We start from the raw sequence: 24,781 nt of genomic DNA on the forward strand, positions 1-24,781 counted from the left end.
TTCAATGGTTGTCTAGAACTGTGAAGTCAAGTGGGAGTAGTATGGCGATCGCTAAATTCCATTTTTCAGGAGCGATCGCCATACTACTGTTTCTTCACAGAGATTACTCTTTCCCTCGGCAGGTCAAATTGAGCCAACCTACTTGTGGTAAAACAGATACTTTGGCAAAATCTATCTCTCCAGAAAATTGGTTGTTTGTAGCCAACATCATCAGCACTTATCTCAGTGCCAAGGGCAGGATTTCAAACTTTCCTTAGCCTAAATAGCGCCACCCTAAAGATATTCAGTTGATGTTAACAAACCCTGATAATTAATTCTAAGTATAAATTAAGCTGGGATGAAGTTGCCGTAAATTCACGCAATCTTCATAAACCATCCTGGTACTAAGAAATCGCTATCTCTGTAGATATACTGAGAGCGGCAAAAAGTGGGCTAATACTTGTCGGCAACCACCCTCTATCTTGGGAGGGCGAACCCTGCTGCGGGGCTACCTTAAAGTCAGACAGGGAGACCCCACCCCGTCTACAGCAGGGTGGTTTCATACAATCCTTAGAAAATTTCGAGGCATTGCGACATTTTGTAGGGATATGGCAATCAAAAAGCCCCTACCGCCAACCAAAATCAACGTTACAGAATTTTCTTTTAATAAATGAAACCACCCTGCTACCGCTCCCCGTCCACAGCTACCGTGTATATACAAGTCTTCTTGAACTTGCAAGTCCCGTTTTGATCCCCCAACCCCTGCTAAATTGGGGGGCAATCAATTTACATCAACTTTGCCTTTAAAGTCACGCTGAATCCGAGACTGAAGACTCGATAAACTGTAATAAACCGACTTGTTGCATCCGCTCTTTGAGCCAGTTATTAAACATTTCGTCAATCAATCGACGGCGCATTTGTTCATCTAGCTGTGCTGGCAAGAACTTTTCAAGTCGAACGATTGCATACCACTCTTCCAGACGAGTAGGAGGCCATAACTGTCCCGGCTGACTAATGGATAGCATTTTTGCGATCGCTGGATGCAAAGCACTCAAACTTACCGGGCCAATGACTCCCCCAGTGTGAGCTTCTGTTCCTTGGGAATATTCTCTAGCTAACTCTGCGAAAGATTGCTCTCCTTCCTGAATTCTAAAGTAGACTTCCTGGGCAATTCCCATATCTTTGGTACGAATTAAGGAACACACTACCTGGTCGAGACTCGCTTTGCGAGCGATAAAATAAGACTCGACCTTTGAACTCCAAGTAGCCATCTTAAACTTCTCTAGCAGCAAGGGTCGTACAGCTAAGTCTTCCAGTTGTTCTAAGGTCATGCCTTGGGATACCGCCCAAGCTTTTCGCGTTTCTGGGGAGGTGAGTTGGTGTTGCGCGGCAAACTGCTCTACAGCCAATTGACGCTCTATATCTGTGCAAGAATAGAGCGCGATCGCTTCGTCAATAATAATCCCTTGCAAAAACTGGGGCAGCAACTGATAACGGCTCAACAAAGACGGAATCTCATGTGCCTGAATTACCTGGCTGCCAACTTGAAAAATTTCCGCCATCTCAAACGCAGCTACCCGCCTAGGTTTTCCCCGATTGCATGAGTCACTCGGATTGGTTCTCAACTCTTTGCTACTGACCAAATCTTATAGCAGATTCGGTCGTTATCTTTACAGAAGTGTGGATTGAACTAGAGAATTGCCAGATGACGCAACTATTGTTTTGGCTGAAATCAACAGAGCAATTGGGATGATTTAACAGCGGGGAAAGATGAAATAATTTCCTAAGTTAAGCGATCGCGCAACGCCATCCTCCGCAACTTGCACTTCAATTAGACCGAATTTGCAAGCAAAGTGGGTGTTATCTATCAGGATGCAGGGCACATCTTGGTTGAACATTTTGGTGTGGAGGAACACGCGATCTGCCTCAACATGGATAGTCAGCGTATCTAGATATGACATGTAGCTGCCCGCATAAGATGCCCAAGCCGAGAAATCCGGCACAAACGAAGCATCGAGTTCGATGCGTTCGCAGGGTGAAGAGTTGACCATAATATACCGTGTCGGTTCTGTTGCTTCGAGGATAAAACCGACAGGAATTTTATCTTGGCTATCTGGCTTTTGTGCAAAATAAAGGTCTTTTTTGAGCGCCTGTAAAGGCATTACCTGCTCGTTTAATTCAAGCATCAGCTGACCATCCACCACCTGAATCTTGAGCAAACCCGTCTGAGGTCCCAAGTATAATCCTGTATACTGCGACCATAACGCGGTATCGGGCGCGATCGCTTGCGGCTTCGGTGCCTGCTTTGGCAGATTCAGGAGTTCGTCAAAGATTCGGTTGACGATTTTGTAAGCAGCAAAGTCAGGGGCACGACGGTTGAACACCAGCGAAACTGCAACATCAGCCTCCGGAACCATGAGGAACCAGCTACCAAAGCTGCTAATTGCACCATTGTGTCCGATTCGACGTATCCCCTTGTAGGGATCAACCATGAAAGTCAGTCCATATCCCGCCCCTTCCGCCGTATACCAGTCTGCATGAAGTGTTTGCATTTGGGCAACCGACTGGGGTGAGAGGATCTGGCGATCGCGAAAACAACCCTGGTTCATGTGCATCATCGCAAAGTTTGCCAAATCTAGCACCGTAGAAATAACAAATCCCGCTGGATAGCCAGCCGTATTGTCAGCAAAGCGGCGATCCACACTTAACGTCCCATCCTCATTCTGGTTATGCGATTGGGCAATCGGATAAGTCATCGCCACCGTCGGATCAAATGTAGTGCGTTGCATCTCCAAAGGGTCGAAAACCAACTCTTGCATCAGTTGGGTAAATGGCTTACCGCTGACTACCTCAGCGAGATAACCCACCACCATAATGCCGGGGTTGCTATAGGAATACAGTTTGCCGGGAGGTGCAATAATCGGGTACTTCGGGATCTGGTCTCGGACGTAAGCCTCAAGTCCCTCTGGATCGCGCCGACCAAAATTTTGGGCATCCGTGGGGAGTCCAGACGTATGTGTCATCAGCATCCGTAGGGTGATGCGTTCAGCGGCTCCCTCTTCGCTGAGCGCGAACCAATCAATGTAATCTTTAATGGGTCGATCTAGGTCAAGTTTTCCGGTTTCAACCAGCCGCATCACCGCAGTCCCAGTCAGCGGCTTGGTGACAGAACCAATCCGAAACAGAGTTTGCGGCGTCACAGGGATTGAGCCATCTTCCACACTGGTGACACCAAAACCCCTGGCATAGATGACTTCCCCATTTTGCACAACCGAAAGCGCCAAACCTGGGATAGCGGAGGCTTTCATCTGTTCTTCAATTTGCTGTTCTAATTGATAAAAGTTAAGCATTTGTCTCTACATCCAGAATTTTTGTAATTAACGGATTTCATCGGATATTTTGCATCCGGGTAACAGTGAGGGCAGTTCCTGTGTCCCTAACGGTTACGCAGACTAAACCCACCTTGTATGCCGTAATGATTCGGTTCGTCCCCCCAAATCCATTACAGTTTAAAGAGATAACTAAAATCCGATCCTTAAGCTTATAGGGAAATCTGGAATGCATTTGAGTGAAATTACTCATCCCAACCAGTTGCACGGTCTATCAATTCGTCAACTTCAGCAAATTGCCCGTCAAATTCGGGAAAAGCATCTCCAAACTGTAGCCACCAGCGGCGGTCATTTAGGACCGGGATTGGGGGTCGTAGAACTGACAATAGCTTTGTATCAAACGCTAGACTTAGATCGCGATAAAGTGACCTGGGATGTCGGGCACCAAGCCTATCCGCACAAGTTGCTTACAGGGCGATATCACCGCTTCCACACACTGCGCCAAAAAGATGGCATCGCCGGTTATCTCAAGCGGTGTGAAAGTAAATTCGATCACTTTGGTGCTGGTCATGCTTCCACCAGTATTTCATCTGCTTTGGGCATGGCGATGGCGCGAGACCTCAAAGGCGATAACTTCAAAGTCGCGGCAGTGATTGGCGATGGGGCACTCACTGGCGGCATGGCGTTGGAAGCGATTAACCATGCCGGACACTTGCCCAAAACCAACCTGCTGGTGGTGCTGAACGATAACGAAATGTCGATTTCGCCCAACGTCGGCGCGATTCCTCGCTATCTGAACAAAATGCGTCTCAGTCCGCCGATGCAGTTTATTACAGATAATCTGGAGGAGCAGTTCAAGCATATTCCTTTTGTGGGTGAATCCCTGACCCCAGAACTGGAACGAGTGAAAGAAGGGATGAAGCGTCTGGCAGTTCCTAAAGTAGGGGCGGTATTTGAAGAACTCGGCTTTACTTATATGGGACCAGTGGATGGTCACAATTTAGAGGAACTGATTGCCACCTTTAAGCAAGCACACAAGATGCAGGGACCAGTCCTGGTTCACGTAGCAACGGTGAAAGGAAAAGGCTACGAAATCGCTGAGAAAGACCAAGTCGGCTACCACGCACAATCCCCCTTTAACCTCGCAACTGGGAAAGCGGTTCCTTCCAGCAAACCCAAACCTCCTTCTTATGCCAAGGTGTTTTCCCACACGCTGGTTAAACTCGCTGAGAATAATCCCAAAATTGTCGGCATCACAGCAGCAATGGCGACTGGTACGGGTTTAGACAAACTCGCCAGCAAACTGCCCAAGCAATACATTGATGTCGGCATTGCCGAACAACACGCGGTTACTTTAGCCGCCGGTTTGGCTTGTGAAGAGATGCGACCCGTTGTCGCGATTTATTCTACTTTTCTGCAACGCGGCTACGACCAAATCGTTCACGATGTCTGCATTCAAAAATTACCCGTCTTTTTCTGTCTTGACCGCGCCGGGATTGTCGGTGCTGATGGTCCCACGCACCAAGGGATGTACGATATCGCTTATTTGCGCTGTCTCCCGAACATGGTGCTGATGGCACCCAAAGATGAAGCTGAATTGCAGCAGATGATCGTCACTGGTGTTAACTACACCGATGGTCCGATTGCCATGCGCTATCCTCGCGGCAATGGCTACGGGGTGCCCCTGATGGAAGAAGGCTGGGAAGAACTACCCATTGGCAAAGCAGAAATTTTGCGCCAAGGCGATGATGTTTTGATCCTGGGTTATGGCTCGATGGTATATCCCGCCATGCAGGCAGCGGAGATTTTGAGCGAGCATGGGATTGAAGCGACTGTTGTGAATGGCCGTTTTGCTAAGCCGCTGGATACTGAGTTAATTTTGCCTCTGGCTCAGCAGATTGGTCGGGTGGTGACGCTGGAAGAAGGCTGCATCATCGGCGGCTTTGGTTCGGCTGTGGCAGAAAGTCTGCTGGATCATAATCTGATGGTGCCGATTACGCGGATTGGCGTGCCTGATGTATTAGTGGATCATGCTACGCCAGAACAGTCGATGGCGGAACTGGGTCTGACACCGGCTCAAATTGCCGAGCGAGTGCGGAAATCTTTTAGTCCTCAGCTGTCAGCAGTGATGAGTTAAAGGTAGGTTTTTTTAACGCAAAGGTACGCACAGGTAAGCGCGATCGCGCCGCTTCGCTAACGCAGAGGTACGCAATGATATCGGTTGCGCTTTGGGTGTAGTCTGAGCTTTCCTTGGTGTTCTTTTGCGTTAAGACAAAATCACCCTAAGTTTTCGGGAGAAAGCACGAGGTAAAAAAGCAGTTAGTCGGGTAAATATCGGCTAAGTTGTTAGAAACTATCATATTGATAACTAGCAACTCACCGCCAATATGTCTACCAAAACTCAAGTTTATCCGGTTATTTGGAATCAAGACCGCGTTTTGCTCATCGACCAGAACCGGCTGCCTACGGAGTACACGTTTGTTGAGATCAGCTGCTGCGAAGATATGGCGCAGGCGATTAAAACGATGATTGTCCGGGGGGCACCGGCGATTGGTGTTGCTGCTGCCTATGGGATGTACCTGGGGGCAAGAGAGATTCAGACAGACAAGCGCGAGGAGTTTTTGAGCAAGTTGGAGCAAATTGCCGAGATGTTACGGCAAACTCGTCCAACTGCGGTTAATTTATTTTGGGCGATCGCGCGGATGTTGCGAACTGCCTATGAGTCGCTCGGAACGGTAGAAGAAATCAAATCTATTTTACTGACAACTGCTAAGGCGATTAATGCAGAAGACTTGCAAACTTGTCAGGCAATCGGCGATCACGGTTTAAAAGCTTTACCCTCCAAGCCTCATAAACTGGTTATTTTGACTCACTGCAACGCTGGAGCCTTGGCAACTGCTGGCTATGGAACTGCCTTGGGCGTTGTTCGTTCTGCATGGCGAGATGGGCGTCTGGAGCGAGTCTATGCCGATGAAACTCGTCCCCGCTTACAAGGTGCGAAACTGACTTCTTGGGAATGCGTCCAAGAAGGCATTCCAGTTACGGTGATTACCGATAGTATGGCAGCTCACTGTATGAAACAGGGTTTAATTGATGCAGTCGTTGTCGGTGCTGACAGGATAGCCGCAAATGGTGACACTGCTAATAAAATTGGCACTTACAGTCTGGCACTGGTTGCTAAGGCTCACAATGTTCCTTTCTTTGTTGCCGCACCCCTCTCTACGATTGATTTTGAGTTGTCTTCTGGCAACAAAATTCCGATTGAAGAGCGCCATCCATCAGAAATCTACCAAGTTGGCGATACGCTTCTGACCCCTGCTGGTGTGGAGTTTTACAACCCAGCGTTTGATGTCACTCCCGCTGAATTAATTTCAGCAGTGATTACCGAGTATGGCGCGATCGCACCCAGTGAGTTAAAACAGTTTCAGACCAAACAATTGGTTTAGAAGGGCGCAAGAATACAACAGAAAAATAAAAAGGAACGAACCTTGGGAAAGACTACAGCCGAAACCAAACATCATCTTTTGAAAAACGAACCAATCCGTAAATTTGCGGCGTCTACACAAACAGATTCATCGTCTCTTTACAATTGGCAAGATTCCCTCAAACAGCGAAGAAACATACTCTTTTTCGCAACGGGTGTAATAACGATAGGGAGTTTGGTATTGGTAGGTAATCCCATTGCTTTCGCACTCGGGTTTCCCCCTATGTTGAAATGTGGCCCAGTTAAGCAATCAGCAGTGGAAGAAAATATTGAGTCAATTAACTTAGCTCAAGAAGCCCATTTTTCTGAAAAAAAGTCCTTTGCTAACGACTTTAATAAGTTAGGAATCCGCCTTCAAAAGCAGGGTGACGACTACGAATATTCAACCCGTGCCACTTCTTCGGCTGCCTTTAGTTACGGGATATCCCAAAGTAAAGGAAATAACAGTTACGTTGGGGCTGTGTTTGTAATACCAGCTACTGAGGCCAAATCTAAAGTTGCTAACCGTGAGACAACAGTAACAATTTTGTGCCAAGCGGATTCCCCTGGCGCAATCAAACCTGTAGAGCCAGCTTATCAAAATGGCGCAGTTGCTTGCGGCTCCAACACCACAGAAATCTACCGTTATTCGCCTTAAGGCTAACTCGGAAGAAAGGTTAGATTGGGAATTGACACTTAAGCAATCCCAAATCTAACCTTTTCAGGAATTTCTCATTTTCCCAGTGAATACTTATTAAAGCTTTTTGTGCTTTGCGTGTATGCAAAGCACAAAAAAATTATATTGGGTTTATTTACTTGACAAAAGTGAAGATGATGAGCATCTATTTTCGAGCTAAGTGGTTAAACTTTTTATTTAAAAAACATAAAAATGAAGGTATAGCCTTCTACATTGGAATTCTGATTCTTATAATAATTTTTGGTGTTTTGGCAGTTATGGCTTTGCCTATTTTTTTGAATTGTGCCAACACAGCTAATAACAAGAGATCGCAAGGAGAAATCTATATCGTCTCTATAAACAGAGGACAAGAAGCTTACTATTTAGAAAATAATACTTTTGTTGCTTCTCTGCCGAAACTCGGTCTAAGTATTCCAAGTAAAACAAAAGATTATGAATATTCTATTCGTGCAACAAAAACAGCGGTATTTAACTACGCGATCGCTCAAGAAACTGCTTCAAAACCCCTGAAGAGCTATATTGGGGCTGTATTCATCGTACCGGACAATCATTCCCGAGACTTAACTACAGTAAGGATTCTGTGTCAAGCGAATGCTCCCGGTGCAATCAAGCCTGTAGAGCCAGCTTATCAAAATGGCGAAGTCGCTTGCGGTTCTAACACCACAAAAATCTCCCGTTATTAGTCTTAAGGCTAACTCGGAAGAAAGGTTAGATTATGGATTGGTATCTAAGCAGGCCAAAATCTAAACTTTTCAGGAATTTCTCATCTTGCCAGTGAATACTTATTCAAGCATTTTGGACTTTGCACCTACGCAAAACACAAAAAAATATCCGGGGTTTGTTTACTTAAAAAGATGGAATATGAATATCTATTTTAGAGCTAAGTGGTTACAATATTTGTCAAATAGAAATGAGAACCAGGGTAATGTCTTGATTGCGCTTTTGGTTGTCGTTGTCATTAGCATTGTTGGTATTTTGGTAGCTATAGCACTTCCTAGCGCTGTGAGCTGTGGAGGCAAAGCTGGTCAATCAGAAGGGAAACAATATATCGGCTCAATGAATAGAGCACAGCAAGCCTACTATCTAGAAAATGGTGCTTTTGTGGCTTCAATTCCGAAACTAGGGTTAGGTGTTCAATCTAAAACAAAAAATTACGAATATTCCGTTCGAGCCACAAAAACGGCAGTCTTCAACTACGCGATCGCTCAAAAATCTGCTTCCAAACCTTTGAAAAGCTATGTTGGGGCTGTCTTCATAGTAACTGCATCTGATGTAGACGAGAAAGCGGCTGAAAATCACGACGAGAAAGCGGCTGAAAATCACGAGAAAGGGTCATCGTTATCAATAGTATGCGAAACAGAGACTCCCAGTAACAAACCTCCCGCCGATCCAACTTACCAAAAGGGTGCCCTCACTTGCGGTTCTAACACCACCGAAATCTACCGTTATTCACCTTAAGGTTAACCCGGAAGAAAATTTAGATTTTGGCTTTGCATCTAACTAAGCAAGCCAAAATCTAAACTTTTCAGGAATCCCTCATCTTCCAAGTGAATGTTTCTTAAAGCTTTTTATAGTTTGCACGCACGCAAAGTATAAAAAAGTATCTAGGGTTTATTTATTCAAAGAGGCTGAAATGAGCATCTATTTCCGAGCTAAGTGGTTACAATTTTTATTTAAAAAGCACAAAATTGAAGGTATAGCTTTCTACCTTAGACTTTTGGTTCTTATGGTAATTTTTGGTGTTTTGGCAGTTATAGCTTTACCTATGGTATTTCCTGAAGAGAGGATTTGTGGAGGCAAAGGCAGACTCTATGGGCAAATCTATATCGGCGTAATGAATAAAGCACAGCAATATTACTATCTAGAAAATGGTGCTTTTGTGGATTCAATTCCGAAACTAGGGACAGGTATTAAAACTGAAAACAAAAATTATGAATATTTCGCTCGTGCGACAAAAACAGCAGTTTTTCACTACGCGATCGCTCAAAAAACTGCCTCAGACCCACTGAAGAGCTATGTTGGGGCTGTCTTCATAGTACCTACATCTAAAGTAGGCAAAAAGGCAGCTAAAAATAACAAGGAAACGTTAGCAATAATATGCGTGACAGATACTCCTACTAGCCAAATCCCCGCGGAGCCAACTTACCAAAAGGGTGTCCTCGCTTGTGGTTCTAATACTCAAGCACTTGAAGTACCTGAATTTATGAGAATCGAGGAAGAGAAACGAAGGCGAAGGGACGAAGGAAAACTTAACATTCTCTCAAAGATTAAAGGACAGCAAGCTTTCTATTTAGAAAGTGGTATTTTTTTTGCTCCTACTATGTCGAAATTGGGTATGGGTGTTACAGATATAACAGGCGAAACAACCAATTATGAATATTCTGTTCGCAGAACAAAAACGGAACTCTTTAACTACGCGATCGCTCAGAAAACTGCCTCAGACCCACTGAAGAGCTATGTTGGGGCTGTATTCATAGTACCTACATCTAAGGTAGGCAAAAAGGCAGCTAAGAATAACAAGGAAGTGTTAGCAATAGTATGCGAGACAAATACTCCTACTAGCCAAATCCCCGCCGAGCCAACTTACCAAAAGGGTGTCCTCGCTTGCGGTTCTAATACTCATTCGATACCATATTCGATACCATAGTGCCACACCTAAAAAATATAGCGATTGCTCGAAGTGGCAATTTTCTAAGTCAAGTGATTCACCGAAGGTAATCATGCAGCTTAAGGATAAAGAAGAACAAAATTCAGTCAATATATCCTCACAGTTAAACCTAGCCATTCAAGCTGAAAAAAAGACTGAAAATAAGACAACAAATTCGAGTACTAAATCTCAGCTATTCCTAAATAGACTTAGTCCCGAAATTAAGGTACTCCTTGTCTTACTTGTCTTTTTTGGTCCGGTGGACTTGATAGGTCTGATGAGTCTTGGAGCTTTGTTTGCTCTCAGTATCTCCGACAATTTTGATACGTTGATTTCCGATCCTTGTGGAGAGATGCAATCGGAAGACACTATCCAGCCTCGCTAAATCCTCAAAAGGTATATGGTAGGCAATGCCCACCATAATTGATAAATAATGCCTAAAAATTATGCTTCCTGATGTTGTTAAAGGCTTTTTTTTACTGCTGTTTATATTAGTCCCCATAGAAAAGATATTTTTTTTACACAAACAGAAGATATTTCGTAAAGGATGGGTAACAGATGCAATTCATTATTTTATTGGTTACTTTGTCGGTAGAACAGCAGTATTAGCAATTAGTGGAATATTAATTGGACATTTTCTCAGCAGCTTAATCAATTCAGAAATTCAGATGAAGGTTGCTTCTCAACCTGTATGGTTGCAGTTTCTAGAAGCAATTTTTATCGCTGATACTGGATATTACATTGCCCATAAACTCACTCATAAGGTTCCTTGGCTGTGGAAATTCCATGTAATTCACCATAGCGTAGAAGATATGGACTGGTTGGCAACAGTGCGTCTGCATCCCCTTGACCAAATATTTACAAAAACTTTTCAGATAGTCCCGCTATACATATTAGGCTTTACGAAAGAAACCTTCGCTGTATTTTTTCTTTTTGGTGCTTTTGAAGCCTTCTTTATTCATGCCAATATCAAAATTAGATTTGGATGGCTTCGGTGGATAATTGCCACCCCAGAATTTCATCACTGGCATCACACTGCCGAGCGAAAGTTATATGATAAAAATTTTGCGGCACAGCTTCCAATTTTAGATTTAGTCTTTGGCACCCTCTATATGCCTAGGGGGAAAATGCCGGAGAAGTATGGGATATCCGATCCTGTACCTTCTGGGTATTTTGGACAAATACTCTACCCATTTTTTAAACGAAAAAAGTTTATGAGCCAAGCTAGAAAAATAGAAAATATATAATAAAAAAAATTATGCTTCAGGATTTTTATTTCTAATTGTGCCTAATGACATCTCGGTATTACGGTTGCTATGGTAGTGAGGTTGAGGTGCGATTCATCGGAAAATTTTATGAAAATACTGACTAAAATAACCAGTCGTTTACGTCCTTTACCTGTAATTTTAGGGGTTGTCGCTGTTAGTGTTGGTGCAATAGGTGCGGCGATCGCGTTCGCAGACATCGACATCCAAGCGATCGCAACTGGCAAATATGCAAACAAAGTGACAGTAGTGCAGTTGCAGCAGGGAAAACTAAAGCCAGTGTTTCTTATTGATGTGCGATCGCCAGAGGAGTACGCTGAAGATCATATTGCCCAAACTCTACTGGTACCTCTGACTCAGATTGAAACGGGTATAGGGATTGAGCGTATTAAGGCATTGGTGAAAAAGAGCGTTCAACCCAATCAACCCGAACCAACGGTAGTTCTATATTGCACCAAAGGAACCCGTTCAACTAAAGCCTACTGGATGTTAGAGGGAACGGGGTTGAAGATGGCAGTCTTATCAGGCGGTATCACGGCATGGCGCAAAACCGTACCTGCGGAACAAGATAAAGCGGTCTTATCTCCAATTATTTTACAAGCTAAGAAGTTGAATGCTAACTAACTTCTTGTAAAAACTGATTGAATGCAAATCAAACCTAGATTACTTTTTCCTCAGAAGTTGGTTAATTTGACTTTGCAGCTTTTCTTGTAATAGTTGTGCGTGTCGGTAAGCAGCGTTTCGGTCTTGCCGAGTAGAAGTTTTTGGTTCTGGAAGTTGCTCGTCTTCAACAACTTCGGTTGACCAAGTTTGATAGAGAGGCTGAATAAAATAACGCAGCCGACTTCGCATTGCCCAAACACCCATAGATGGGAAGAGAATGAAGAAAAACATCAAAAAAGAGACAGGCAAGAAAGGCAAGTAGATGGCTCTTGCAAATTTCTTAAGATTGATTGCCCAAGGATGCAAAGATTCATTGCCGATGCAAGCAACAGGCAGAATCGGAATGTGATAGCGATCGCTTAACTGGATAAAACTTGGATGAAAAGTGTCTAACTGATAACGCCTTTTCCACCCTTTTCCCGGCCCGCGTATGCCCTCCGGAGCGTATAGTAAGATGGTTTTTTGAGCCACCGCCGCTTCAAATTCATCAGCTTCTGCCCTAACGCCACCTAGAACTTGCGACCATCCTGGAGGTAGCCACCAAATCACCCAGGGATGTTCAAACAACGAAACACCCGCCAGCGGTTGCACAACCCATTCCCGTGTCTGGCTTAAGAGCGTTGCTAATCCCAAAATATCCCAAGGGAAACACATTCCCGCATGGTTCATTGATACAATCAATGGCCCGGTTTGAGGTAAATTTTCGAGTTGTTGTAGCTCTCCTTGAAAATAATATTTCACAATCGGAGCCAGCACTTCATCTCGAAAAGCTTGCTGATAATTTGGGTCAAACTCCCCTTCTCCCCGGCGGGGTGAACGAAAGCCGAGACGTATCCAACGAATCAACAACGCCAGATAAAATCCCCCAGGAATGAGAAACAATCCATACTCCAGCCAATTCCAACCATCGGGATCGGCGTGATAGTGTTGCCAGTGGCGGTTGAATAAAATCAGCCAGCCTGGAGGATACCAAAGACAAAACCAATCAAACCAATTCCAAGAATAATCGTGAATACGCCCAGCCATGCCATTCTCAATCTCGGCATTCTCGCTAAACCGCAACAATCGCACTTCAATCTCCTAATTGTGTTGGGCGCTATATTACCCGATATTCCAATTTTTGTTTTCTACCTTGTGGCGAGATATATTCAACGCCTACCAGAACGCCAAATCTGGTCAACCGCTTATTACCAACCCTTTTGGCAAAATATTATCCACCTGTTTCATTCAATTCCATTGGCTTTAATTGGGGTAGCGATCGCTCGCTACTACGGGTGGAAACCCCTTGAAATCGTCTTTCTGAGCATGGTGCTGCATTCCCTCGGAGATTTACCCGTCCACAGCGACGACGCGCACAGGCATTTTTTGCCCTTCAGCGACTATCGTTTTATCAGTCCTATCTCTTATTGGGATACTAACAAATACGGCACGATTGTTTCTTTCGTTGAGCGGTTGCTGGTGCTGGTAGCAAGCGTTTACGTCTTCGGGATGGTTCACTCCTACATCGGCAAAGGACTACTCATTGCAGTGAACTTGATTTATTGGCTCAGTTATCTCTACTTCTGGGTTTTCTAAGAAATATTGACCTTTTCGCCATGAAGTTACATCTTGCTCTAGGCTGTTGAAACACAGTTACACAAACAAAATCTGCCGGGAGCAGGTTACAAAACCCTTTATTTTTAGTTGGTTCGCGCTTTCCTCGCTAGAATGCGATCGCCTTTCCATTCCGAGAGCTTGGCGCAAGATGTGAGTTGAGCTATTTTAACCACGATAACCACGCAGACCAACTTTGTACTAAGTGAGCAAATTCGGCATAACCGGCAGCACCGGGGTGAGCGCCATCATTCGCTGTTGCCTCACTGATCCATACCGATGACGCTTGTAAAGGAGTAAAAACATCTAAATAAGGCACATTGCGATCGCTACATAAACGAGCTAACTGCTCAGACAAACCAGCGATCCTAAAATTTTGCTCAATCTCTGCAACGGGTGGCGATCCCACCATCAAGACTGGAAATGTTTGCCTTGCAACTTCAAGAATTGCACAGCAATTTTCTAGGGAATCCGCTAACTCCACACGAGTCTTCCCATCTTCCAGGGTGGTGTCATTTACACCAAACGAGAAGACAATCCTACCATCATATTCTTTAGGTAAGCGACAAGTAACCTCACCTAGCCAACGGGATCTAATATCTGCGCTGGTTTCCCGCCGTACCCCAAGATTGTAATAAGTAATGTCATAACCTTGCTTTCGTGCTGCTGCACAAATTCTTCCCGTCCAACCGAGGCACTCTGGATCGCCAGTTCCGTTTACAAAAGAGTCACCAATAAAGCAAATTCGCATTTTGTCTGAAATTTATTTTTAGTTTTTTCCCATATTTATTTTTCTGAATAGCACCAGCATCCTTGGCTCTAGAAGAACTTCACCGGATTGAGCGAGCGCTCTTACAGTTTTTCATAACAATTCCATTTCCTCTTTAATATTTTGCCTAGCTTGTTGTTCTAGAGCAACAAACATTTTTTCAGTAAAATATATTCGTTTTCGGTTTAAAAAGCTCTGCAATACTTGTTTCCTACCTGTTCTGTATTTTGTGGAAGAGACCCATAAATACTCTTTTCTAATTGCTTGAGCATATATTCTGTATTTAGTAGCCGATGCTCCTAATATAGAAAGGTCTGCATCTAGAAAAATTTTGCTATCAATACCGTCTATATTTTGATTGTATTTAGTTTTTCTAATTAAAGAATATACAACCTCTATAGTTGATGAGGGGATGTCTAACCCTTTCAAAATCATCGCTGCATATTCTGCACTTTTTTCCTCATTATCGTTAGCTTTTGGGTTATAAACTGCATCGTGAAACCAAGCTGCAAATTCAATTGCTGCATAGTTTTGGGATAGCGATCGCAAATCGTTAAGCGTTGCTAAAACTTGTTCTATATGCTCCAAAGTATGATAATATCTACCATCGCTGGAGTAAGCCTCGAATAATTCAAGCAACACTTTCTGACCAATCTCTTGCTCAACCTGAAACGGTTGTAGTAAAGACTCCCATCTAGATTGCAAATTAAAGCATCTTTCTGTGTCTAGATTGTAGCGCGATCGCATATTTCCCCAAAATTCTTAGCGAATCATTTGCTCTTGGTTAATGAATTAAAATACATCAACTGACTCAAACTGCTTTTGAGACTGAGCGTGTGAAGCTTCGCCACAGGTGCGGGGAGTAGGAAATATTTTACCCGGATTAGCCAAACCTTTGGGATTAAATACTTGGCGCACCCATTGCATTGTTTCTAGATCCGTTTCGGTAAACATTTGCGGCATATAGCATTTTTTATCCGCACCAATCCCGTGTTCCCCAGAAAGGCTTCCGCCTACTTCTACGCAAAGTTTAAGAATTTCCCCGCCTAATTCTTCCACCTGTTCCAACGCTCCAGGAATTGAATTATCATAAAGAATGAGTGGGTGAAGATTGCCATCTCCAGCATGAAAGACGTTAGCAATACGATAGCCGTACTTTTGACTCAATGCTTCAATTTCTTGCAGTACAAATCGCATTTGAGTCCGGGGAATTACCCCATCTTGGACATAATAATCAGGGCTGAGTTTGCCTGCTGCTGCGAAGGCTGCTTTCCGTCCTTTCCAGAGCTTTAGACGGGTTTCTGGCTCGTTTGCCGTGGTGATGCTACGCGCTCCATTGGTGGTGCAAATTTCCGCAATACGCTGTTTATTTGCCGCCACTTCCACTTCTAAGCCGTCTATTTCAACTAACAAGATAGCGGCAGCATCTCTAGGATAACAACCTGTTGCTACAACATCTTCGACAGCGTTGATGCTGATATTATCCATAATCTCCATACCGCCTGGAATTATCCCAGCGCTGATAATATCTGATACAGCGGCTCCAGCATCTTCGACACTGGTAAAATCTGCTAAAAGAACGCAAATAGATTCCGGGGTCTTAAGAATTCTCAAAGTAATTTCTGTAGCGATACCTAGCGTGCCTTCAGAACCAACAAATAAACCCGTTAAATCGTAACCAGGCATTTCGGGAATTTGTCCTCCCACGTCTACAATAGAGCCATCGGGGAGAACTAATTTTAAACCTAAAACGTGGTTGGTGGTAACGCCATATTTAAGACAATGGACGCCTCCAGAATTTTCTGCAACGTTACCGCCAATCGAGCATACAATCTGGCTGGAAGGGTCAGGCGCATAGTAAAATCCGGCACCGCTAACGGCTTGCGTTACCCAGTTATTAATTACTCCTGGCTGCACCACAACCCGCTGATTTTCTAAGTCAATGCTCAAGAGTTTTCGCATCAATGCAGTAACAATTAGCACGCAATTTTCTACAGGCAAGGCTCCACCAGAAAGTCCAGTGCCAGCACCGCGTGCAACCCAGGGAATTTGATTTTGGTCGCATATCCTCACTGCCGCTGCGACTTCTTCTGTGGTGCGCGGTAGCACAACGAGGGCAGGTTTTTGTCGGTAGCTAGTTAAACCATCGCACTCGTAGGTTATTAACTCCTCACGACGCTGCACGATGCCGTTTTTCCCGATAACTGCCTCAAATTGCTTGATGATGGGTTGCCAATTTCGTTGTTTTTTGTCTTGGGTAATCATCGGTAACTCTATGTCTGCGTAAGTCCCTTTTGGACAACCTGTTTGTAAAAATCTTCAAGAGCTGCTACACAAGTTTTGTCGTCATAAAGATAGTCATGCCGAGCCTTGATTCTTTCTGAAACGTCGTGCCGCCAAATCGGGTCTAAACCTAACCTTACAGCAATATCAATATATTCTGCTTCAGTCTGAGCAATTGTGTCTGTCACCTCAAGCCTTTTTAGAAATCCATAAGAGTGACGACCTCGCATAAATTCGCCAGGACAGGTAACAACGGGTAAACTACAGGCGATCGCATCTAGTGTCGTGTTACCGCCAGACCAGCTTAAAGTATCTAGATAAATATCTGAAACTAAATTAAGCATGAAATACTCAGCGCGAGGTAGAACAGGTGAAAAAACACAATAGTCTTTACTGTTCAAACCAACTGCCGAAAAAGCGCGTTCCAAGCGTTCTTGAGGCACACCTGCACGAAGAAACATAAACTGAGCTTGAGGCACGCGACGGGCGATTTCAGCAAAAATATAGTCATGTTGCGGTAAATACTTGTAAGGAGCTTGAGAAGATAGGTAAACTACAGCATCATCCCTTAGCTGAAAATCTGCTCGTGTCTTTGTTAGCGGAGGAATCTCTAATGTAGGATAAGCAACTCCAACATTCGGCAGACGAATCAGAGTTTCAGAGTAATGTGCTTGTGCATTTTCTGGCTCCATTAACTCGCTGGATAAAAAGTAATCAATGGTCGGTAAACCAGTAGTTACTGGGTGTCCCCATACTACGCACTGAGCAGGAGCCAGACGCAAACCGGCAAGTTGCATCGTCGCTGCATCCATACCAATTTCTGGGAAAACAAGTATATGTAGTTTATCGGCAACAATTTGTTCGCATACTGCTTCGAGATTATTAGGAATATGATGAAATGCATCACTATAATTACGAAACAACTCAGTGATATTGTCTAGCTGATTCCCTGTGTAGTAACAGTGAAATTCAAAATCTTGCTGATTGCAGTAACGCAGATAACCTAGTGATAAAAATGTTCCACTCCAACCGTGTAAGAATGCTGAGACATAACCAACACGAATTTTTTTGTTCTCCTTAAGCGGAGGCATGGATATAGCTTGAACCCATTGTGGATAGTTGGCTGCCATAATTTGATGGACTAAATTTCCATACTGGCGTTGCAATTCCAAATCGTTATGAGCCTGATACGCTAAAAAAAAGTTTGTTACACAACTAATACCGGCAAGAGCATTCTTTTTATCTTCAGGCTCTTCTAAGGATGTCTCCTGAATTAAACTTTGTATGCCTTGGATAAATCGCTGACGATAAAAGCTAATTTCATTAGCGCTATTATAATTAGTGGGTAATATTAAATTTTTAAAAATTTTAAATACATATTCATTAGGCAGGATTTGAGATGCCTTTTCTGCACTTGATATTGCTTCTTTAATCCGTCCGTTTTCCTGCAATAATTTTATAAAATAAAAGTGCAGCTTACCACTTATTGGGTAAAAGGAGATGCCTTCTTTAAGCGTATTGATAGCTTCTTCTACTCGATTTAGATGTGTAAAGCAATCACTCAGGTTAAAGTAAACCTCTGCATCTCCTGTTTGAATTTCTAGCAATTTTTGATATTGCTTAATTGCTGCTTCATACTTCTCTTGCTGGTAAAGTTTGTTAGCAAAATTTAGAAGAGCCTGAGTAGGATTCTTTTGGGCTTCTAATGCCATCGCTAGGTTATTTAATATATCAGGATTATCTGGAATTAGCGTCAGAGCTGTTTTATACACCTCAATTGCTTGCTCAATTTGATTCTGTTCCATTAACAAATTTCCCAAATTGAGGTAGCTACCAAAGTGGCTGGGGTTAGCTGCGATCGCTTGACGGTAGACTGCTTCAGCCTGCTCGCTTTCACCCGCCTGACTGAGGAGATTTCCTAAATTGTTGTAAGCTTCAATTAGTTTTGGTTCAAGAGCGAGCGCTTCTGTGTAAGCGGAAATCGCTTGAGGATTTTGATTGATTTTCTCGAAAGCCAACCCAAGGATATAATATGCTTGAGCTACAGATGAATCTATTTTTAGTAAATTAAAAATTGTTTCAACGGACTTTTGATACTGTTCTGCCTCGTAATATAGAATTCCTAAGCTTAGCCACGCTTTAGTATCCCAGTTTTTCGCTCGTATAAAGTCACAATATTTTTTTTCAGCAGCTAAAAACTGTCCTTTTTCATGCAGCGATAAGGCTTCTTGATACAGATTGTCTAACTCCCTTTCGTTTTTTCCAATAAACTGTAATTCATAGATAGCTTGAATAACTGACTTCCGGCGCATCTTACTAAAAGTATTCCAGGAATAGTTTGCTTTTTTATTTGCATCCCAACTGAGTACCTGAATCCCATTCCAAAAAGTGTGATAGCCATCTCCTGGCGTCAGCAACTCCAGCAATAATTCGCACTCTGGGTTAGCAGCCATAAAATCCCAATTAGCTTGGCGCACCGCTTCCCAATTGCTATCATCGATAATAATCAATGCCTTCTCTGCTAGAAACGGTTTGAGTAGAAGTAATCCTAATAATTGCGACCGATAGTCGTGAGCACCATCATATAAATAAACCCCGATTTTGTCATCTGGATTAATTTCTCGAAGCTCTAATAAAAATTCTTCAAAGTCTTGATTGCAAAAATAAACTCGATCTTGAATATCAAAACTTGATAAATTATTAATTAATTTATCCAGATTCTCACCGGATTGGTCGAATTCAGAAAAGTTATCTACAGCGTATGCCATTCGTTCTGGATGATCGAGCAGTGCGCCAATTAAAGTAGAACCTTGATAACAGCCAATCTCGCAATATATTTCATCTGGTTCCATGCACTCCACAGCAAAATTGAGCAACTGCATTACGTTGGCAGTAGTCATCCCTTGAACTTGGTCAAGTGCTTGCTGAAACCGCTTTGATTTAGGTACAACCGATTCGCGTCCCCAATTTTCATAAAGGCTGGGCAGTTGCTCAACAAACTTTTGGTAATCCATCGCTAACACCTTGTATGCTTACTTTTAGTTTATCTAAAGAAAAAATTAGGCACAAAGTTTTGGTTCGTTAAAATCTTGAGGAAGATGATAAACAGGGCAAAAGTTAGTGCTAGAAAGGGGAGGGAGTGCCAATCGTGCATACTTGACCTCGTAGCGTGTATTGCATCGACTGCTGGAATCACAGCGCTAGCTTAGAAGCTCGTGAATAGATTTCAACAAATCTTCTGCGGTGTAGGGCTTCGACAAAAATCTTTTAACTACGCCACCTGCGATCGCTGGGAGCTTATGGTTGGAAACCAGTCCGCTCACAGCAACAACTTTGACCTGCGGGTTCATTTTTTGTAGGGCGCGGATGGTGGTTGGACCATCCATCGTAGGCATCATCATATCAATTAACACGACATTGATTTCCGCGCGATGCTGGGCATAGAGTGCGATCGCTTCAATCCCATCGTTGGCAGTGAGTACCCGATAGTCGTAGGCTTCTAGGGATGTTTTAGTCACCTCTCGAATGGCTGGTTCATCATCAACCACAAGAATCCATTCTCCGTGACCTCTGGGCAGTTCATAACGCTCCGTAGCTTCTGGATCTGTTGTAGTTGTATTAGTTGCTGGAAAATAAACTTTAAATTGAGTTCCTCTTCCTACTTCGCTATAGACATTGATAAAACCGCCATGACCTTTAATAATCGCCAAAACAGTGGAAAGACCCAGACCTGTGCCTTTGCCAAGTTCTTTTGTCGTGAAAAATGGTTCAAAGATTCTTTCTAAACTCTCTGGCGGAATCCCACTACCCGTATCCGAAATAGTGATAACAATATAAGGTCCGGTTTTGGCATCAATATTCATTCGAGCATAGTTTTCATCGATGAGAAGATTTTCGGCGGCGATACTCAAGACTCCACCATCTGGCATGGCATCACGGGCATTCACGCAGAGATTCATCAACACCTGATGTACTTGAGTGGCATCTCCAGAGACAGGCCAGAGTTCCATCATTCGTACATCTGTATAGATTTCGATTGATTTAGGAAAGGTTTCTTTGGCAATTTTTTGAATTTCCGCAATTAAGTGCCCTACTTGAAGTGACATTCGCTCACCTTCAACTCCTCGCGCAAATGACAAGACTTGCTTAATTAGTTCGGCACCCCGTTTAGTATTTGTTTCTAGTAGATCCAAAAGCCGCTGACTGCGCGGATCGGGAATTACCATTTGCAAGATTTGAATGGCGGCAAGAATTGGCGTCAATACATTGTTTAGATCGTGGGCAATACCACCAGCAAGCGTACCGATACTCTCCATTCGTTGGGCGCGGCGGAACTGTGCTTCAAGTTGTTTTTTCTCTGTAATATCGGTGTCTACAGAGAGGATTGATTTGGGGTTTTCTTCGTCATCGCGCACCAAACTCCAACGACTGGCAACGACAATTTGTTTGCCTTCTTTGGTGACTTTATACAATTCACCTTGCCATTCACCTTTGTTGTTAACAGTCTTGTGCGCTTCTAGGAGTTGAGGCGAAGGATCGTTGTACAAAATCTCCGAGACATTTTTCCCCAGAACTTCCTCCGCCTTCCAACCGTACAGTAACTCAGCTCCTTTACTCCAAAGTACGATTTTGTCTTTTAGATTTCGCACAAGAATTGCATCTGTTGTTACATCTAGCAAGGCAGCTTGTCTGCGGATTTTTTGTTCTGCCTCCTTTCGCTCGGTGATGTCCCGATCCATGCCGCGATAACCTTGGAATTTTCCATCACAATTCCAAACTGGAACTGCACTAGTTTCTAGGACAACCAGATGACCGTCTTTGTGAACAGTCGTATTCTCAAGACACGTAATGGGTTGTGCAAGGGCAGCCATTTGCCCAAAAATATTAGCAACTCGAAAAGCTTCTTCCGGAGGCATGAGATCGAAGGGAGTTTTGCCCAGAACTTCTTCTGGTTCATAACCCAAAATGTCGCGGAGCTTCGGACTGACATACGTGTAAACAACGTTTTCATCCACCTCCCAGACCCAATCGCTAGTGGTTTCGACTAAATTGCGAAACCGTTCTTCGCTTTGACGCCATGCCTCCTCGTTAGCTTTGCGCTCGGTAATGTCGCGGGCGATCGCATACATCAACCCTTCTTCAACGACCGGAGAGGCTGTCCAGGATAGCCATTTATACGAACCATCCTGACAGATGTAGCGGTTCTCAAAGTCGATGGTTGGTTCGCCCGTGGCAAGTTTCTGGAATTCGTCACGGGTTTTTCCTTGGTCTTCAGGATGAACAAAGTTAAACAGTAGCGTACAGCAAAGTTCTTCTTGAGAAAGCCCAAGTGTTTTCTCAAAAGCTGGGTTTACGCGCTTAAAATAGCCATCCAAACTAGCAATACACAGCATATCCAACGAGAGGGTGAATAAGCGATCGCGCTCTTCCTCTGCCCGCTTACGAGCGGAGATGTCCGTTTGCAAGCCTACGAAGTAGAGTAAGTTCCCCTCATCTGAAAATACTGGCGAAATTCTTAATTCATTCCAGAATGGCTGACCGTCTTTTCGATAGTTCAGCAGCGTCGTTTGAATCTCTTTTTGTTCGGCGATCGCTTGGCGAATTTGAGCGATCGCTTGCGGATCTGTGCCAGAACCTTTCAGAAAACGGCAGTTGCGACCCATAATTTCTTCTGGCTTATACCCAGAGATCCGCGAGAAAGCTGGGTTTGCGTAAACGATCGGGTTGTCTGGCTGGTTCGGATCGGTAATAATCACTCCCTCAGAAGCTGAAGTAATCGCCCGTGCCAGGTGCCGGTTCTCGGTAGCAGCTCGCTGTAGCGCCTCCTCGGCTCGTTCGCGTGCAGCGATGCTGCGTTCCTTTTCAGCTAAATTGCGCCGTAGCTCTAGTTGGCTAATTACCTGGCGGCTTAAAGCTTTAAGTGCCTCTACTTGTTCTGGACTGAGGTTTCGCGGTACATAATCAACAACACAGATCGTCCCAATTATCTGTCCCTCAGGCGTTATCAGCGGTGCGCCCGCATAAAATCGGACGCTGGGGCAAGCAATGACGACCGGATTAGTGGCAAACTTCTTATCAGCCAATGTATCAGGAATCATTAAAATTTCGTGTTGCTCAAGTAGGGGGCAGAACCCGCTATCACGGGGGAATTCTGATACTTCTAAACCCACCTTTGACTTAAACCACTGACGGTTTTTATCCAAAAAATTTATTAACGCAATCGGGGTTCCACAAACGTGCGCCGCTAAATGGGCAAGATCGTCGAATGCCTCTTCGGGTTCTGTATCAAGAATCCGATATCGGCGCAGAGCTTCTAGCCTCGCCGCTTCCTTACTAGACTCTAAAATTTTCATCAGTACTTATTCCTACTTGGACCGGATTTCGGTAGCCATCATCTGAAAATGCTTGTTCTGCCTTGTCGCGCTAAATGTCTCAATGCTGAAAAAGCAGGAGAAAGTCTCAGCGATCAACTTTTCCGTCCGATAACCCTAGCTAGATTGTTCCCTGGCACTTCAATGGACTAACACTTCCAGGAAAATCTACATGAAAATCGCTAAATTCTACACATTTTCGCTCAAACTAAAGGTCTCCAGCCTTTTACCGCAGTGCCGGAAATGCGATCGCAACTGCTAAGGGTTATTTGTACCCGTAGGAATTAAAAAAGGCGGTTTTGCTGTTTTCATAGTCTATTAAATGGTTTTCCTATTCATATATAAATTCTATAAAATCTCTCTAAAGGTTGATGGCGGTTTAATATAGCAGAAAAGTTTATCATTGCATTTCCTGGGTAATCTGCTATACACGAATCCTTCAACTCCTTGTAGAAGAAAGCAAAGAAATCACTTCCATACAACTCGAAAATGTACGAAGTTAAGTTTAGTTACAAGAGTATAAAATTGGACAGGAAGTTAGCATCTAGCTTGAGGAGGCACATCCTGACAACTTGCGGCAATGAACTCTAGCACTCGTTGCCACACGCGCTCCAATAAATCGGGTTGATTTGCCTCAAACCACTCAATTTGGGGATAAGCACGAAACCAAGTGCGTTGTCGCTTGGCAAATTGACGAGTGTGCAAAACGGTTAACTCTTTGGCGTCCGATAGAGAAATCTCTCCAGCTAAATATTGCTTCATTTCCCTATAACCTAGCGTATCCAGCAGTGGCAGATTGCAACCGTATTTCTCACAAAGGGTTTTTACCTCGGCTTCCCACCCTGCGGCTAACATCTGTTCGGTTCGCTGTTCAATTCGGTGAGTAAGGTAGCTAGAGTCCGGGCAATCTAAGCCAATTTGGAGAATGGGATAATCGGGTGGATTCTCTCCTTGCTGCTCTGAAATCGGGCGACCCGTCACATAAAATACTTCTAATGCTCGCAATGTCCGCACGGGATCGTTAGGATGAATTTTCTGAGCGGCAACGGGATCGACTTGTTGTAGAAAAGCGTAAAGTTGGATTTGACCGAGAGATTGCAGTTGCGATCGCAATTCTTCTTGGGGCGCTACTCTAGGAATTTTTAACCCCTGCACAATAGAACGGATGTATAAACCCGTTCCTCCCACCAGTAAAGGCGGAGTTTCCTTGCCCAAAGCAGCAATTAAAGCTTGCGTCTGCTGCTGGTAATCTGCCACTGTCAAAGTTTCTGTGGGATCGCAGATATCAATTAAGTAGTGCGGTACCAACTTGCGCTCAGCATCTGTTGGCTTAGCTGTGCCAATATCAAATTCGCGGTACACTTGACGCGAATCAGCGCTAAGAATTACAGAACCCAGCCGCTGCGCCAATGCTAATGCCAGTCCTGATTTTCCCGTCGCAGTAGCACCACAGATAACAATCAGCGCTGAGGGCTGAGGGCTGAGTGAAGAGGACTGAGGGCTGAGGACTGAGGGCTGAGGACTGAGGGCTGAGGACTGAGGACTGAGTGAAGAGGAATGAGTGAAGAGGGCTGAGCGAACAGGTGATTTTCCGCTGCTCCCTGTGTCCGTTTCTCTCTCCTCCCGTTCCCTTGTGCCACCGTGCTTTCCTGCGTTGTTGCCTTTCACTGGGTACAGCCCCTAAACAAATATCTCTTGAAATTGCCCTACGGTCGCCCCGGA

Annotated in this window: 20 protein-coding genes; 11 read left to right on the forward strand and 9 right to left on the reverse strand. The window is 44.1% G+C overall.

The window, feature by feature from the left end; all coding sequences use genetic code 11:
* The first annotated feature begins 20 nt into the window (after positions 1-20).
* Positions 21-257, forward strand: coding sequence for a hypothetical protein (locus NC997_RS11055; protein ID WP_190668435.1), 237 nt, complete (start codon positions 21-23; stop codon positions 255-257).
* A 531-nt stretch (positions 258-788) separates the two neighbouring features.
* Here NC997_RS11055 and NC997_RS11060 read toward each other — a convergent pair.
* Together NC997_RS11060 and NC997_RS11065 are read right to left on the reverse strand one after the other, a co-directional pair.
* A complete protein-coding gene (locus NC997_RS11060; RefSeq protein WP_190524616.1) occupies positions 789-1,541 on the reverse strand; it encodes a peptidylprolyl isomerase in 753 nt (250 codons plus the stop codon).
* Between the two features lie 192 nt (positions 1,542-1,733).
* Complete coding sequence (locus tag NC997_RS11065) at positions 1,734-3,329, reverse strand: serine hydrolase domain-containing protein (protein WP_190524619.1); 1,596 nt, start codon at positions 3,327-3,329, stop codon at positions 1,734-1,736.
* 208 nt (positions 3,330-3,537) lie between these two features.
* Between NC997_RS11065 and dxs the strand changes: the two genes are divergently transcribed.
* The 9 genes from dxs to NC997_RS11110 all read left to right on the forward strand — a co-directional run bounded on the left by dxs (position 3,538) and on the right by NC997_RS11110 (position 12,004).
* Entirely contained in the window at positions 3,538-5,445 is a 1,908-nt protein-coding gene (gene dxs / locus NC997_RS11070; RefSeq protein ID WP_190524620.1) for a 1-deoxy-D-xylulose-5-phosphate synthase, read from the forward strand.
* Between the two features lie 250 nt (positions 5,446-5,695).
* Positions 5,696-6,754 (forward strand): S-methyl-5-thioribose-1-phosphate isomerase, encoded by a 1,059-nt coding sequence (gene mtnA / locus NC997_RS11075; protein WP_190524621.1) that lies wholly within the window; start codon positions 5,696-5,698, stop codon positions 6,752-6,754.
* A gap of 42 nt (positions 6,755-6,796) precedes the next feature.
* Positions 6,797-7,429, forward strand: a complete 633-nt coding sequence (locus NC997_RS11080; protein WP_190524622.1) for a type IV pilin-like G/H family protein — start codon at positions 6,797-6,799, stop codon at positions 7,427-7,429.
* A 173-nt stretch (positions 7,430-7,602) separates the two neighbouring features.
* A complete protein-coding gene (locus tag NC997_RS11085; RefSeq protein WP_190524623.1) occupies positions 7,603-8,151 on the forward strand; it encodes a type IV pilin-like G/H family protein in 549 nt (182 codons plus the stop codon).
* 91 nt (positions 8,152-8,242) lie between these two features.
* Positions 8,243-8,926 (forward strand): type IV pilin-like G/H family protein, encoded by a 684-nt coding sequence (locus tag NC997_RS11090; protein WP_190524624.1) that lies wholly within the window; start codon positions 8,243-8,245, stop codon positions 8,924-8,926.
* A 175-nt stretch (positions 8,927-9,101) separates the two neighbouring features.
* Positions 9,102-10,115, forward strand: coding sequence for a type IV pilin-like G/H family protein (locus NC997_RS11095; RefSeq protein WP_190524626.1), 1,014 nt, complete (start codon positions 9,102-9,104; stop codon positions 10,113-10,115).
* Between the two features lie 73 nt (positions 10,116-10,188).
* Positions 10,189-10,500 carry a hypothetical protein gene (locus NC997_RS11100; RefSeq protein ID WP_190524628.1) on the forward strand — a complete coding sequence of 104 codons (312 nt, stop codon included), beginning with the start codon at positions 10,189-10,191 and terminating at the stop codon, positions 10,498-10,500.
* 61 nt (positions 10,501-10,561) lie between these two features.
* Entirely contained in the window at positions 10,562-11,362 is an 801-nt protein-coding gene (locus NC997_RS11105) for a sterol desaturase family protein (protein ID WP_190524631.1), read from the forward strand.
* A 108-nt stretch (positions 11,363-11,470) separates the two neighbouring features.
* The gene (locus NC997_RS11110) at positions 11,471-12,004 is read left to right on the forward strand and encodes a rhodanese-like domain-containing protein (RefSeq protein WP_190524632.1); all 534 of its coding nucleotides are present in this window, start codon (positions 11,471-11,473) and stop codon (positions 12,002-12,004) included.
* Positions 12,005-12,043: 39 nt separating this feature from the next.
* Here the strand turns inward: NC997_RS11110 and NC997_RS11115 are convergent, their stop codons facing one another.
* Positions 12,044-13,069, reverse strand: coding sequence for a 1-acyl-sn-glycerol-3-phosphate acyltransferase (locus NC997_RS11115; RefSeq protein WP_190524634.1), 1,026 nt, complete (start codon positions 13,067-13,069; stop codon positions 12,044-12,046).
* Here NC997_RS11115 and NC997_RS11120 point away from each other — a divergent pair.
* Positions 13,052-13,618: a hypothetical protein gene (locus NC997_RS11120; RefSeq protein WP_190524636.1), complete on the forward strand. Its 567-nt coding sequence runs from the start codon at positions 13,052-13,054 to the stop codon at positions 13,616-13,618. The genes NC997_RS11115 and NC997_RS11120 overlap by 18 nt on opposite strands.
* Before the next feature lie 181 nt (positions 13,619-13,799).
* Here NC997_RS11120 and NC997_RS11125 read toward each other — a convergent pair whose 3' ends face one another.
* From NC997_RS11125 to miaA, 6 genes are all read right to left on the reverse strand, one after another.
* The gene (locus tag NC997_RS11125) at positions 13,800-14,387 is read right to left on the reverse strand and encodes a GDSL-type esterase/lipase family protein (RefSeq protein ID WP_190524639.1); all 588 of its coding nucleotides are present in this window, start codon (positions 14,385-14,387) and stop codon (positions 13,800-13,802) included.
* 111 nt (positions 14,388-14,498) lie between these two features.
* Entirely contained in the window at positions 14,499-15,152 is a 654-nt protein-coding gene (locus tag NC997_RS11130; RefSeq protein WP_242031228.1) for a hypothetical protein, read from the reverse strand.
* Positions 15,153-15,197: 45 nt separating this feature from the next.
* Positions 15,198-16,670, reverse strand: coding sequence for a glycolate oxidase subunit GlcD (gene glcD, locus NC997_RS11135; protein ID WP_190524641.1), 1,473 nt, complete (start codon positions 16,668-16,670; stop codon positions 15,198-15,200).
* Positions 16,671-16,678: 8 nt separating this feature from the next.
* On the reverse strand, positions 16,679-19,702 hold the full coding sequence (locus NC997_RS11140; protein ID WP_190524642.1) for a tetratricopeptide repeat protein: 3,024 nt from the start codon (positions 19,700-19,702) through the stop codon (positions 16,679-16,681).
* Between the two features lie 186 nt (positions 19,703-19,888).
* Positions 19,889-23,041, reverse strand: coding sequence for a PAS domain S-box protein (locus NC997_RS11145; protein ID WP_190524644.1), 3,153 nt, complete (start codon positions 23,039-23,041; stop codon positions 19,889-19,891).
* 555 nt (positions 23,042-23,596) lie between these two features.
* Positions 23,597-24,523, reverse strand: a complete 927-nt coding sequence (gene miaA, locus NC997_RS11150; RefSeq protein ID WP_190429379.1) for a tRNA (adenosine(37)-N6)-dimethylallyltransferase MiaA — start codon at positions 24,521-24,523, stop codon at positions 23,597-23,599.
* Between the last annotated feature and the right edge of the window lie 258 nt (positions 24,524-24,781).

It is taken from the genome of Trichocoleus sp. DQ-A2, from assembly GCF_039961915.1.
GTDB lineage: Bacteria > Cyanobacteriota > Cyanobacteriia > Cyanobacteriales > FACHB-T130 > FACHB-T130.